This is a genomic window from Nostoc sp. FACHB-133 (assembly GCF_014698055.1).
GTDB lineage: Bacteria > Cyanobacteriota > Cyanobacteriia > Cyanobacteriales > Nostocaceae > Nostoc.
Genome location: NZ_JACJSH010000002.1, coordinates 200,237 through 214,818, shown reverse-complemented (window position 1 = coordinate 214,818; position 14,582 = coordinate 200,237). Strand labels below are relative to the sequence as shown.

General features: G+C 37.8%; 7 protein-coding genes. 4 read left to right on the top strand and 3 right to left on the bottom strand.

What is annotated here, in order from left to right:
* Nucleotides 1–7: 7 nt before the first annotated feature.
* Nucleotides 8–157: a hypothetical protein gene (locus H6G86_RS02940; RefSeq protein ID WP_190933028.1), complete on the top strand. Its 150-nt coding sequence runs from the start codon at nt 8–10 to the stop codon at nt 155–157.
* Between the two features lie 142 nt (nt 158–299).
* Here H6G86_RS02940 and H6G86_RS02935 read toward each other — a convergent pair whose 3' ends face one another.
* The gene (locus H6G86_RS02935) at nt 300–1,178 is read right to left on the bottom strand and encodes an alpha/beta hydrolase (protein ID WP_190933027.1); all 879 of its coding nucleotides are present in this window, start codon (nt 1,176–1,178) and stop codon (nt 300–302) included.
* 1,646 nt (nt 1,179–2,824) lie between these two features.
* Here H6G86_RS02935 and H6G86_RS02930 point away from each other — a divergent pair.
* The 3 genes from H6G86_RS02930 (at nt 2,825) to H6G86_RS02920 (ending at nt 12,135) form a co-directional block, all read left to right on the top strand.
* Nucleotides 2,825–4,060 carry a hypothetical protein gene (locus H6G86_RS02930; protein WP_190933026.1) on the top strand — a complete coding sequence of 412 codons (1,236 nt, stop codon included), beginning with the start codon at nt 2,825–2,827 and terminating at the stop codon, nt 4,058–4,060.
* Nucleotides 4,061–4,283: 223 nt separating this feature from the next.
* Complete coding sequence (locus tag H6G86_RS02925; protein WP_190933025.1) at nt 4,284–6,593, top strand: NAD(P)-binding protein; 2,310 nt, start codon at nt 4,284–4,286, stop codon at nt 6,591–6,593.
* 205 nt (nt 6,594–6,798) lie between these two features.
* A complete protein-coding gene (locus H6G86_RS02920; RefSeq protein ID WP_190933024.1) occupies nt 6,799–12,135 on the top strand; it encodes a trifunctional serine/threonine-protein kinase/ATP-binding protein/sensor histidine kinase in 5,337 nt (1,778 codons plus the stop codon).
* A 111-nt stretch (nt 12,136–12,246) separates the two neighbouring features.
* Here H6G86_RS02920 and H6G86_RS02915 read toward each other — a convergent pair whose 3' ends face one another.
* Complete coding sequence (locus H6G86_RS02915) at nt 12,247–13,875, bottom strand: NuoF family protein (protein WP_190933023.1); 1,629 nt, start codon at nt 13,873–13,875, stop codon at nt 12,247–12,249.
* The gene (gene hoxE / locus H6G86_RS02910) at nt 13,862–14,395 is read right to left on the bottom strand and encodes a bidirectional hydrogenase complex protein HoxE (protein ID WP_190933022.1); all 534 of its coding nucleotides are present in this window, start codon (nt 14,393–14,395) and stop codon (nt 13,862–13,864) included. The genes H6G86_RS02915 and hoxE overlap by 14 nt, the downstream gene beginning before the upstream one ends.
* Nucleotides 14,396–14,582 lie beyond the last annotated feature (187 nt).

Sequence of the window (14,582 nt, the reverse complement as noted above, 5' to 3'; positions counted from 1 at the left end):
AAGGGATTTGAAACCTTTCCCCCTTCTCCCTTTACCCTTTACCCCGCCAAGTTCACTTGGCGAACTAGTAGGTTCGTTGTGCGGGATTCGTGAAGTAGTGCGATCGCGGCTTGATTCATTAGAAAAGCGATCGCGGTTCCGTATGAGCGATCGCTAGATTAATCCCTAACCACAGGGATTGATGATGACAATTATATTTGTTGCAGTACTTTAAAGATTGCAGTGCTAGCCCCCTCATCCCGACGTTCTTAAAAGATAAAAATAATTGCTCTACTGTAGTATTAGAAGAAACTAAAGCTTCATAATTTGGGTTCCTTTTCCAATACCATTATTTGTCTCAAAATAGCCGTACACAATGGACTGTCACTATCTAAAAAACCATTCACGATCGTAAAGTGGTTTTCATTAGGCTGTGGTAAATATTCACCAGACAATTCTTTTTCTTTCCATGCAGCCAGAAAATCTAGCGATTGTCGTTCAAACTCTGAAGTCTCTTTGCCGCCATAAGTTACAAGTAGAGAACCAGCTTTTTCAGGAAGATGGCGGATAGGACTATTGCGAAGAACTTCACCCCAAGTAAATTGTATTTTGGGTTGTAGCCAAGTGTAGGGAAATGGCATCAAATCAAACAAACCGCTAATAGCACAACCACCTTTAATGATGTCATCTGGTAGTCCATAGTCGTTTTTCCAGTCTGTAGCCATGAGCATCGCAGTTAAGTGACCACCGGCTGAGTGACCAGCTACATGGATGCGATTGGGGTCTGCACCAAAGCTTTCTGCATTATTATAAATCCAGGCGATCGCTGAACGATTTTGGCGGACAATCTCATCAATAGTTACTTTGGGACACAAGGCATAGTTGACCACCACCACTGTAACATTGGCAGCTACAAGACCTTGGGCGACAAAGCTAAAATCTTTACTGTCGGACATTATCCAATAGCCACCGTGGATAAATACCAAAATTGGTGCTTGTGGTTGCGTTGCAGGAAAAATATCTAGATGTTCGACTACGGTAGAACCAAAAAAAACATTTAGATGACAGCGCAGTTTTTCACGCACCTTAGCACTGTTTGCTGCATACAAATTCATGTATCCAGGTATATCAAGACCTAGTTCACTGGGATTGTACTGGTAATCTAGCTCGGCTTGAGTTTGAAAATTTTGATACAGCATTGAGTTTTCAGGTTTAGGGCAAGTGATTTTAATCAAAACAAATTAATTCATTCTGTTAGTGGATAGCTAGGGTTTAGCCCATTCTGACCCTGAACGAAAAAGCGGATAGCGTAGCGTAAAGCTTGCGGCATAGCAATTAGAGACGCTACGCGCAGCGTCTTGTAGAGAGCGTCGCGTCTTGATTCTGACTTCTGAATTCTTCTTCAACTAAATTTTTGAGTGAATTAATTCCTTATAAAGTCAAAGTCTTACGTTGCTTTAAATTAGTCAGAATAATCGCTAAACAATTACATGAAGTTTGATATGAAAAATAGCCTATAATATTACTGAAATACTCATCATAAATCTGATTGAAGTAAGTGATAGTAGAGAATGCAAAACCTTCCGACCAAGGATTGTATTACTGAATTAAATAGGATATTCATAAAGGATTTAAAACATTTATTCACACAAATCAATAAGATACAAAAGGTAAATAATCTCGTATGATTTCGGTGTAAGTCTTTTGATAAATCTACTGCTTTTACGTTCTATTACGCAAGTTTAATTTTCATTCTTGAATAAAAATTTACTATTTTCTAACGTTTGTAAAGTTAAGATCAAATTATTGGAATAATTGATCTACTCCTTATGGCAGTTGCGGTGGTAAGCGCTATCTGATCAATCTTTAGCTTGAGCAAGACAAACTTAGTAGGTTGATTCATGTTGTGTATTGAAGAATTGATCAAGTTAGATTTGTTTGAACAGCTTTCTACAGTTTTCTAAAGAGCAATTACAGTGGATTTGCGATCGCGCTCAAACGGATGAATTAAGCACCAGATAAGTATTGAATAACACATAAGAGAGAACCGGAATACGGCTTATTTAGCCTAGTCAAAGGTAATGAATTTTACCCGCTAGACAGAAAGAGTTGAAATTCCTATTGGGCAACATGAAGCCCCATCATTTTTTAGTGAAATTCCAGTACTTACCGATGGTTTCTGTGACAGCGCAGGCATTGGCAAATTGTCAATTCTATGAAGTTAAGCAGATATTACATAGTCAAAGTTAAGGATGCGTAGTTTAGCCATGTAGGCATCGCTCTCTTATGTGAGGGGTAGGCGATCGCGGTCGATCTCAAAATTTGCGAAATCACTGCTGATGTGGGTCATTGGAGTGGGGAGTTGGCGGGAAATCTGGCGCGAAGATTTGGTTTGGCAGATCCTTTTGGTATAAAAGCATCTGCTGAGGGAAGACTTAAAACAAGACCCTGTACTAATGGGATTCAAATTACAAATTATCGAGGATGAAAGTATTACCCCACAATACCTTTACGATTTTGACACTTCATATACTGACTGTAGTTCTGCAACGGCTAAATACAAAAGCTGAACCTATCAAAACATTTAGATTCTCTATGTAGCCAAATTTATGGACAAAACCATGATTATTCACAGCTTCCCCGCACCACAGAAAAGCTTAAAACGCACTTAATATAAGCATTTTTAAGCATTTTTCCAAAATTTCTAATTTTAATAAGGACAAATTAAAACTCCTTTGACACAATAGGACAGAAACAGAGAGGTATCTAATATTCTCATCTCTCTGTATATATGATTAGGCAACTAGACTGGTATAAAAAAACTAAGCCACTTACCCAAAATACGATGAACCCCAACAACCCTTTGCAGATAATGCAAACAAGTTTCCATACGGCTTTAGGTGCTGTTAGTGAATTTACGACCCTACTTCAGGAGCCCCAAAAACTCACGAATTACTTTACCTGGATGCAACAAAAGCCAGATCAATTGTTCCAAGATTTAGCAGTAAAAGGCAAAAATATGGAACAAGATATGAATAGTTTTTTCAAAAATTACTTTTGCGGAGGTGGTGACAAATCACCATATCCCAAATATATAGAACGAGCAGATGGACAGGCTTTTAACCAACCCTATGAAATCAAAGGGACAAAAATGTACGGCTTTGTCGTTGAGGGTTCAATGGCGAAGTTGCAAGAGGTGTGTGATAAATATCTCAACGATCCCAATAACGGAGAGATTGAATATCGGCCAGCCATGAACTATCTCGTCCTGACGTTCAACAAGATAGATTCTTTAAGTTCCATCTATCCTCCCGACTATGACAAAGGAACTGTGCATGAAGAAGAAGCCATCTTTTGGATGTTAACAGTGGTAGGTAAAAGAGTCGGGCCTTTATTTATAGCCGAACGCCTAGCTTGGTTTATGCCTTACGTGTACGTGAATAATTCTCCCATCCTAGTTTCAGGTAGAGAAGTCTATGGCTTCTTTAAAGAACTTGGCCTATTTCACATCCCTGAATTAAATCAAGAACCGGATTTATTCACTGTAGACACCTTAGTATTTAAAGAATTTTCTCCTACAAGCCAATCTATAGATGCTCGCCTGCTGGAAGTTCAACGCGTCAATACAGGAGAGGAACATCAAGCCATCAAGACATGGGACACCTTTGAGGAAGCAGCAAGAGCGATCGCTAGTTTATTATTTGACAATAACGAAATTGTGATTCCTGGCTTACAGTTACCCTTCAATCTCCTCGAATATCTCCTAGAAAAAATCGTCCCTCTCGTTACCCTCAAACAAATCCGCGACGTAGAAAACAGCAAAAAAGCCTGCTATCAAGCACTGATTGAATCCCCCATGCAGCTACAAACCTTCTATGGCGGAAAACTCTTTGGCGATCAATTTCAACTAAAAATCAATAATTTCGCTAGCCAACCAATCGTCCAAGACTTAGGACTACACAAAGGCTATCCCGCAGGTAGCGAATCCATAACTATCCCCGTAAAACTTGGTTTCGTACTGCACTTCGACTTCACCCTCAAAGATGGGAAAGCCGTTTGGCAAGCACCACAGAAAAATTAGCATTGGGCAAATATATAATTCCCTACTACACAAGCAAAGTCCATCTAATGCAAAATCAAGGGTTTACTAACCTGCGAAGGTAGGTTTTGCCTGTGTAGCCAAGCCAGTGCGTTGGGCGGCTTTGCCGACTTGTTCGTTCTTAGCGTTCCCGCAGGGTAGCACCTGGCGTGCGACTTCTAGTCGCCCAAACTTTCTCAACTCGCGCCTATCACGAAAAACAAATATGTCTGAAACCTTTAAGCCCAAAAAAATCGCTATTTTAGGCGGTGGAATATCATCCCTAGCCACTGCTTATGAATTAACCAGTCAACCAGGGTGGGATAGTCTCTACGATATTACTATTTATCAAACAGGTTGGCGTTTGGGTGGTAAATGTGCAACTGGACGCAACATCAAACCCCATACACCCAATTCTGAACCAGACTATCGCATCGAAGAACACGGACTGCACATTTTTTTTGGATTCTACGAAAATGCTTTTCGTCTACTCAAACAATGCTACGACGAATTAGGTGGTAATGGGCCTTTCAGCACCATAGAAGACGCATTCAAACCTCACAGTCTCATCGTCTTAGAAGAATACATCAATAAAAATTGGAAAACTCTGCCTTTTGATTTTCCTACCAATTCTCTAGTTCCTTGGGAAGGTGGCGGCATTTCTTCCCTTTGGGAACATATCTGCACAACCATTGAATTCGTCATTCAGACTTACGGAGTAATTGATGATTATAGTCAGTCAAAGTCTACCAAAAGTTCTCCAACATCTCTTGCCAAACAAATAGCATTAGGCAAAGAGGTAATGGAATGTTTATCAGATAGTAGTCTCTTACAATTTCCTAACCAGTTGATTCAGTTATTTCTCCAACAGCCCATGTTTTGGGGAGCATGGTTGGACAATATCAACCAATTTATTGGTAATATCCTTCAAAACCTAGATTTTACTTCTGAAAAAGTATTCTTAAATCTTGCCTACAACCTAGCTAAATCACTGCCCAAAAATACCAAAACTCACAGACGCGAACATCATCAGTTAATTCTTAAGCTCATAGACCGCTTTAAAGAACAGTTAATCTGTCAGATAGAATCTAAGATTGGGCAAAACCCTGATATGTTTTGGCGTTTAACACTCATCGATTTAGCATTAGCAAACATCCGGGGTTTGTTTGTGGATGAGATAATTCATTTTCGTTCCCTAGATAGTTTAGATGAGTACAACTACAGAGACTGGCTACTAAAACACGGGGCTAGAGAATCAAGCGTTAAATCAGCATTTATTCGCGTCTTATACGATTTAGTGTATGGTTTTCCAGAAGGTAATACCGATAAACCCCAACTAGCAGCCGGAACAGCTATTCGTGTCCTCACCACTATCTTGTTCAAATACAATGGCGCAATCATGTGGAAAATGCAATCAGGGATGGCAGAGGTAGTCATCACTCCACTATATGAAGTGCTAAAGCGTCGCGGTGTAAAATTCAAGTTCTTCCATGTTGTCAAGCAGTTACATTTGGATCAAAATCAGCAATCAATTGCCAGTATAACTTTGGCTCGTCAAGTAAATTTAAAAAACCCAAAGCAAGAATATCAACCACTTATCACAGTTAAAGACATTGGTTGTTGGCCTAGTGAACCTCTTTACGATCAGATTGTCGATGAAGAAGCCCAAAAACTCCAAGATCAAGAAATTAACCTTGAGTCATATTGGACACCTTGGCAGAATGTAGACAAAATTACCCTCACAAAAGGCAATGATTTCGATATTGTGTTGTTAGGAATTTCTATAGCCGCCTTACCCTCCATTTGCAGTGAATTGCTCCATGCTAAAAAAAATCCGGCTCACCAAAAATGGAGCGAGATGTTAACACAAGTCAAAACAGTAACTACTCAAGGGGGACAAATATGGCTTAAGCCTACCTTATCGCAATTAGGATGGCAACAATCTAGCCCTGTGCTAGGAGCTTACGTTGAACCACTCGATGTCTATGCAGATATGAGCGAGTTAGTACAACGAGAAAATTGGCCTTCCGATCATTATCCTTACAATGCAGCTTATTTCACCGGTGTAATTCCAGATCCAGGGATTCCTCCCCACACAGCTTATGATTTTCCAGCTAAAGCCCAAAAAAAGGTAGAACAAGAAGCAATTAACTTCCTCAACAATCACATCGGACAGCTTTGGCCTGATGCTACTCAGCCAAAAAATCCCCAAGGTTTGAATTGGGATTTACTAATAGATTTTCAAAACCGTCAGGGAGTAGAACGCTTTAAAGCTCAATACTGGCGAGTTAACATTAACCCATCAGAACGCTATGTACTGTCTGTACCTGGAAGTAGCAAGCATCGACTCAAAACTGATGAATCTGGGTTTGATAACCTTTATCTAGCTGGCGACTGGATTAACAACGGTTACAATTCCGGTTGTGTGGAAGCTACAGTCATGTCTGCAATGCAAGCAACACGAGCTATTCTCAACCAATGCTTCCATATAAAATACACCAAAGAAATTATTGGTGAGTGGGATTCTTGGTTATAAGGGTATATTCAAATTAATCAGGAGTATTTTGACAAATTCAACATAATTTAGCATGATTGAGGTTGCTAAAACCTAGACTATTTCGTAAACCGATACATTTTTAAAGTTTGTTGTACAATGGACTTTAAAAATGTATTTATTATTCTCTGAATAATAGGATCGTTAGTTAAAACTTTGAAATGTTATTCAAATATTAGTATTACCAATGATTATATTATCAAATTATCAAATTATAGAATTAATTGATGAAGGGATAAAAACTGCTGTTTATCGAGCCAGGAGAAATCAAGATGGTCAAATAGTAGTTATTAAGCTTTTAAAAACAGAATACCCTGAGCTAAGAGATATAGCAGCCTTTAAACATGAATATGAGCTAATCAAAGATTTAGATATCCCAGGAGTTATTCAAGCTCATAGTTTAGAAAAATACAACAATGGTTTTGCTATTGTTTTAGAAAACTTTGATGGCATTTCTCTCTACAAAACTATCCAGACAGAAAAAATTGAGTTACGAAATTTTCTCAATATAGGCATTCAAATTACTCAAGCTTTAGGTGAATTACATCAAAGTTATATTATCCATAAAGATATTAAACCACAAAATATTATTGTTAATTTAGCAACCTGTCAAGTTAAAATCATTGATTTTTCTATCTCATCATTACTTTTTCAAGAGAAACCCAAACTCAGTAATCCTGGTTTGCTTGAAGGAACTCTAGCCTATATGTCTCCAGAGCAAACGGGAAGAATGAATCGGTCAGTTGATTACCGTACAGACTTTTATTCCTTGGGTGTAACTTTTTATGAAATGCTCACAGGTCAGTTACCATTCTCAGCAACCGATCCAATGGAGTTAGTTCATTGTCATATTGCTAGACAACCCATAGCAGTAGAACAATTAAATCCACAAATCCCTCAAGTAATTTCTGCAATTATTATGAAATTACTCAGCAAAACTGCTGAGGGAAGATATCAAAGTGCTTTTGGAATTAAAGCGGATTTAGAAACCTGTCTCGATCAATTAGAGCAAACTAACTCTATAACCAACTTTTCTATTGGCCAGCAGGATCATTCTAGCCAACTGCAAATTCCCGAAAAGTTGTATGGACGAGAGGCAGAAATAGATATCTTAATGAATGCTTTTGAAAAAGTTAATCAAGGAAATAAAGAATTAATATTGGTTGCAGGTTACTCAGGTATTGGTAAATCAGCATTAGTTAACGAAATTCATAAACCTGTTATCAAAAACAGAGGCTATTTTATTGCTGGTAAATTTGAGCAATTTCAGCGCAATATTCCTTATGCTTCCCTGATTCAAGCATTTCAAGAGTTAATGCAGCAATTACTGACAGAGAGTGAAGCACAATTATCTACTTGGAAAGAAAAACTTTTAGAGGCTTTAGTTCCAAATGCTCAAATTATTATTGATGTCATTCCTGAACTAGAACTGATTATTGGTCAACAACCAGAAGTTCCACAACTAGCTTCAGCAGAAGCGCAGAATCGCTTTAACTTGGTTTTTCAAAAGTTTATCAATGTGTTTGCTCAAAAAGAACATCCATTAGTTGTATTTTTAGATGATTTACAATGGGCAGATTTAGCTTCATTAAAATTAATTCAGTTATTAACTACAGATGCTGAAATTCAATATTTATTGCTCATAGGAGCTTATCGAGATAATGAAGTTGATGCTAGTCATTCTTTAATGTTAGTTTTGCAGGAAATTGAAAAAGATAGTAGCCCTGTCCAGATTATTCATTGTCAAAATCTAAAAATTACTCATGTTTGTCAATTAGTTAGTGACACTCTAAAATCTAGTTTAGAGAACTCCAAAGAATTAGCAAAATTGATTTTCAATAAAACTGCTGGCAATCCATTCTTTATCAATCAATTACTCAAGTTTATTCATCAAGAAAATTTACTTTTATTTGATTTTGTCACTGGTCAATGGCAATGGGATATTCAGCACCTTCAGACACTAGGAATTACTGAGAATGTTGTTGAATTAATGATAGGTAAAATTCAAAAACTCAAAGACACTACACAAAACATTTTAAAAATAGCTGCCTGTATTGGCAATCGATTTAATTTAAATATACTTTCTTGTGTTAACGAAAAATCTCATAATGACACAGCTTTGGAGATTTGGGAAGCATTACAAGCTGGTTTAATTCTACCTTTAAGCGATAATTATAAATTACCACATCTATTAGATTATGTTGATATTTTTGTAATTGATTATAAATTTCTTCACGATCGCGTGCAACAAGCGGCTTACGCTTTGATACCCGATGAGCAGAAAAAGGAGATTCATTTAAATATTGGTAGACTGCTATTAAAGAATATAGACGAAAGTTTACTAGAAGAAAGAATCTTCGATATTGTTAACCAATTAAATATCGGTATTGAACTGATTACCTCTCCAGAAGAAAGATATAAACTAGCTAAGTTAAATCTTATTTCTGGACAGAAAGCTAAGGATTCTGCTGCTTACGAATCTGCTGTAAAGTTTCTGAGGCAAGGTCTGAGTTTACTTGCAGTTGATTGTTGGCAAAACTATTATGAACTAACTCTTAACCTCCATGTAGAAACTGTAGAAGCAGAGTATTTAAATACAAATTTTGAGCAAGCAGAAGCATTATTTATCAGTGTTACAAACAATAGTAAAACTATTCTTGATGCTGTTAAAGTATATGAGAAGAAAATTCAGTTTTACGTTGCTCAAAATCAAATGCGAGAAGCATTAGATTTAGATTTGCAGGTGCTAGAGATGCTGGGAGTCTCTTTATCTCAAACTCCACCAGCAGAGTTAAAAGTTGAAGAATTAGTCAATCTGCCAGAAATGACTGATGCTCATAAGCTAGCTGCTATGAGGATACTAATGACAGCTATGCCTCCGGCTTATTTAGCTGATCCTGCACTTTTACCATTGATTGCTTTTACGATGGTTGATTTATGTGTGCAGTATGGCAATTCATCTTTTGCAGCTTATGCCTATGGTTTTTATGGGCTAATTTTATGTGGGCCTCTTAAGGAGATTGAATCAGGTTATAGATTTGGTAAATTATCTTTACAGATTTTAGATAAATTCAACGCTAGAGAAATAAAATCTAAAGTTTATGCACTATTTAATATTTTTGTTAGACATTGGAAAGAACATATTAAAGCAACTATAGAACCTTTACAAGATGGTGTTCAAAGTGGTTTAGATACAGGTGATATTGAGTATGTGGGTTACAATGGATTATTAGTTTGTTGGCATCCTTTTTGGGTTGGAGAAAACTTAGAAATTGTTGAACAAAGACTAGAACAATATATTAATTTAGCACACAAGATCAAGCAAGAGCATTTTACCATTTGTTTGCTGATATTAAAACAGATGGTAATCGAACTAGGTCAAGGAACTGATAATGAATCTTACTTAGAAGGTGATAGTTTTAATGAATCTGTAATGCAGAGAATGGCAGGAAATATTACAGCTATCTTTTATAGTTATCTTGCCAAAAGCATTTTGAGTTATTTCTTTAAAGATTATAGCCAGTCTGTTAAAAATGCTCAATTAGCACAACAGTATGAAGTTGCCGTTGGTGGGACTGTTTATTTATGTGAATATAAATTTTATTATTCTCTGGCAGTATTAGCCTTCTTTTTAAAGACTACTTCTCAAACAGATATAAAAGCTGATATAGAGATAGTAGAACAAAATCAAAAACAATTAAAAGAATGGGCAGATCATGCACCTGCAAATAATCAGCACAAATACGATCTAGTAGAGGCAGAAAAAGCACGATTTTTAGGCCAAGTCTTAGTAGCAATGGAACACTACGATCGCGCCATTCAAGGGGCTCATAATTTTGGATATATTCATGAAGAGGCGCTAGCTTATGAATGTGCGGCAGAATTTTATCTCAGTCTAGGAAGAAATGAATTTGCCTCCCTATACATGACAAAGGCACATTATGGTTATCGCCGTTGGGGAGCAAGTGCTAAATTTAAGGATCTGGAATCAAAATACCCAGAATTAATTGCTAAGGTTCCCACTCACTCTCAACTAGGCTTTACAAGTAATACTATTACTACTTCTACTGCTAATGAAAAGTCAAGCGGACTAGATTTTATTACAGTTATTAAAGCATCGCAAGCTTTATCAGAAGTAATTTTATTGGAAAGTTTGCTAGAAAAATTAATGACAATTGTAATTGAGAATGCTGGCGCTCAAATTGGTATATTGCTTTTAGATAAAGGAGGAAAATTATTTATTGAGGCTCAAGCAGATGTAGACCAAGATGATTTAACTGTTGGCCAATCAATACCAGTCGAAAATAGTCAGAAATTGCCTGTATCTGTAATTAATTATGTCACAAGAACAAAAAAAGATGTGGTTTTATCTGATGCCAGTATTGAAGGAAGTTTTACGATAGACCCGTACATTATTGAGCATCGTATAAAATCTCTTATGTGTACTTGTATTGTGAATCAAGGCAAACTAATTGGGTTACTTTACTTAGAAAATAATTTGACAGTGGGAGCATTTACTTCGGATAGAATACAAGTATTAAAAATACTATTTTCGCAAGCAGCTATTTCTTTAGAAAATGCCAGACTCTACGCAAATTTAGAGGAAAAAATTGAGGAAAGAACGAGAGAGCTAAATAAAAAAAATGTCCAATTAAATCAAACACTGCATGAATTAAAATTAGCTCAAGCTAAACTTATTCAGACAGAAAAAATGTCCAGTTTGGGCCAAATGATTGCTGGTATTGCTCATGAAATTAATAACCCTGTAAGCTTTATTCATGGCAATTTAGATCACATTAATAATTACACACAGGATTTACTTAGTTTAATTAATATTTATCAAAATATCTACCCTAATGTCGCACCAGAGATTGAAGAGTTTTTAGAGAATATTGATGTTGATTTTATTAAAGAAGATATACCTAAAACTTTAGCTTCGATGAAAATTGGTACGCAACGCATTCGAGAAATTGTGCTGACATTGCGTAATTTCTCTCGTTTAGATGAGGCTGATATGAAACCTGTTAACATTCATCAGGGAATTGAGAGTACGTTACTCATTTTACAAAGCCGTCTTCAAGCCAAACCAGGTAAGCCTGCAATTGAGATTATCAAAAATTATAGTGAGTTGCCAAACGTGGAATGTTATGCTGGGCAACTCAATCAGGTATTTATGAATATTCTGAATAATGCGATTGATGCTTTAGAAAGGTCAAATCAGGAAACAACAGCAGAGGAAATTAAGAGTGATTGTAGTGCGATCGCTATTCGTACCCAACTAATCAATCCTGATTTAGTGGCTATTTTCATTAGGGATAATGGGGTTGGTATGAGTAATAGTGTCAGACAAAAAATATTTGATCCTTTTTTCACTACTAAACCTGTAGGACAAGGTACTGGTTTAGGATTATCAATCACTTACCAAATCGTAGTAGACAAACATCACGGGACAATAGAGTGCATTTCTGCACCTGGACAGGGTGCAGAGTTTATTATTCAAATTCCCTGTCGGCAAAAGCGGTAATTTAGCATCAGATATGTCATCAAAAAATGCACCAATATATAAATCCCTTCCAGACGAACACACATTGTTTAATTAAGGTGACTAACTTAGTCACACTCTCTAATATGAGCTTTAACTAATGGGTTCGTTGATCAAAGCCAAATATTCATCACGGAAATAACGTAAGGTACTAAATACCGGATTGGGTGCAGACTGCCCAAGACCACACAAACTAGTATGCTTCACCATGTCGCATAGTTCTTCCAACAATTCTAAGTCAGCAAGAGATGCTTTACCTTCACTCATCTTTGTTAACAACCGATACAACTGCACCGTTCCTACCCGACAGGGAATGCACTTACCACACGATTCATCCATACAAAATTCCATGAAAAAGCGGGCGACATCCACCATATTGGTAGTTTCATCCATAACAATCATGCCGCCGGAACCCATCATCGAACCCAATTGAGTGAGTGATTCATAATCTACCGGACTATCAAAAGCTGTGGCTGGGATACATCCCCCGGAAGGGCCGCCAGTTTGTACTGCTTTTACCACACCGCCATCTGGTACACCACCGCCCATTGTTTCCACAATCTGCTTTAATGAAGTTCCCATCGGTACTTCTATCAAACCTGTGTTACGGATTTTGCCTGCCAAGGCAAAAACCTTTGTGCCTTTACTCTTTTCGGTGCCAATGCTGGCAAACCAGTCAGCACCATTGCGAATAATGGGTGCAATATTGGCGTAGGTTTCAACGTTATTAATTAAAGTCGGATGACCCCATAAACCAGACTCAGCAGGGTAGGGCGGACGGGGATGAGGAGTGCCGCGTTTACCTTCAATAGAAGCCATTAAAGCAGTTTCTTCACCACAAACATAAGCCCCTGCACCGATACGAATATCAATCTTAAAATCAAATCGAGAGTTGAAAATTTGAGTGCCTAAGATGCCAAGGCGTTGGGCTTGACGAATGGCAGTTTGCAGACGATTGATAGCGATAGGATATTCTGCCCGAATGTAGATGTAGCCTTGATTTGCGCCTACAGAATATGCTGCGATCGCCATTCCTTCCAAAACGCGATGAGGATCGCTTTCTAAGACGCTGCGATCCATAAATGCCCCTGGATCTCCCTCATCAGCGTTACAAATTACGAATTTGCGATCGCTTTGTTCGCTACTTTTTGCTTTCGCAACAGTTGCCCATTTTAAACCTGTAGGATAACCAGCACCACCACGTCCCCTTAAACCACTGCGGGTAATCGCATCTACTACTTCGTTGGGTGTCATCTCCCGTAAGACATGGTAAAGCGCTTGATAACCTTTGGTAGCAATATAAGATTGAATGCGTTCTGGGTCGATTTCGCCACTGTTTTCTAAAACAATCGGCATCTGAGCAGTAAAAAATGGATGAGTTAAATCACCTTGTTGAACTGTTGTTTCTCCTCCATTGAGAGCAGTGATAATTGAGGAGGCATCACTAGGTGTAACTTTCTCATAAAGCTTACCTAGACTTTCTGGTTCGGTGTTTTTCCTAACCTGTACTAATGGGCCTTTACAGCACAAACGCATACAACCAACGCCACGAACTTCTACTGTTTCTGCCAAATTTTCTGCTGTAACAGCCTCTTCCAAACGCTGTTTGACGGCTTGTGAATTGGCAGATAGACAACCAGCTGCAACACAACAGCGAATTTGCACAGGTTTCTCTAAAGCACGTTCTTTTTCGGAAATTTCAATTAATTCAGGTAGATCCATCTTGCAACCATCCTTTGATGCGCTCAAGGACTGATTCAGCAGTTTGATTGCCTAAAACAGTGCCATCAAAAACTACAGCAGGCGCAATTCCACAAGCACCCAGACATCTTGCTGTTAACAGTGAAATTTGACCATCTGCGGAGGTTTCACCAGCGTGAATGTGAGTAGACTTTTCTACTTTTGCCAGGATAGCTGGAGCGCCTTTGACGTAACAAGCTGTACCCATACACACCACACAGGTATGCACGCCACTAGGTGCAAGTGAAAACAAATGGTAGAACGTGGCAACACCATAAACTCGACTAGGTGGCAGTTTGAGACTATGAGCAATGTAAATTAATATATCGTTTTCTAAATAGCCAAAAAGTTCCTGCGCTTTATGCAATATTTCAATGAGTGCATCCTGTTCATACTGGTAGCGTTTGATAGTTGCTTCCAGCATTTTAAAGCGCTTATCACCATGAGTTATAGAAGATATTTTTGTTGTGTTGTTACTTTTAACACCAGATATTGAATTCATCCTTTGAGCCTCTCCTCTCTTCAGGATATTACGAGTCTCACAGTTTTGATGATAAGAAAACAACTTGAGGAACTTGTGAGGAGAGGAAGTAAATTTTTGGCTTTGCTGGATAAGGATATGATTTAACCAGGCTCCAGGCGCAGAGATCCAGAGAAAAGACTTATGATTTCGGAAATAATGCCTAATT

Bases quoted from the DNA above. Each gene is read 5' to 3' on its own strand.
- H6G86_RS02935 (WP_190933027.1), bottom strand. From the start codon at position 1,178: ATGCTGTATCAAAATTTTCAAACTCAAGCCGAGCTAGATTACCAGTAC.
- H6G86_RS02920 (WP_190933024.1), top strand. From the start codon at position 6,799: ATGATTATATTATCAAATTATCAAATTATAGAATTAATTGATGAAGGG.
- H6G86_RS02915 (WP_190933023.1), bottom strand. From the start codon at position 13,875: ATGGATCTACCTGAATTAATTGAAATTTCCGAAAAAGAACGTGCTTTA.
- H6G86_RS02930 (WP_190933026.1), top strand. From the start codon at position 2,825: ATGAACCCCAACAACCCTTTGCAGATAATGCAAACAAGTTTCCATACG.
- hoxE (WP_190933022.1), bottom strand. From the start codon at position 14,395: ATGAATTCAATATCTGGTGTTAAAAGTAACAACACAACAAAAATATCT.
- H6G86_RS02925 (WP_190933025.1), top strand. From the start codon at position 4,284: ATGTCTGAAACCTTTAAGCCCAAAAAAATCGCTATTTTAGGCGGTGGA.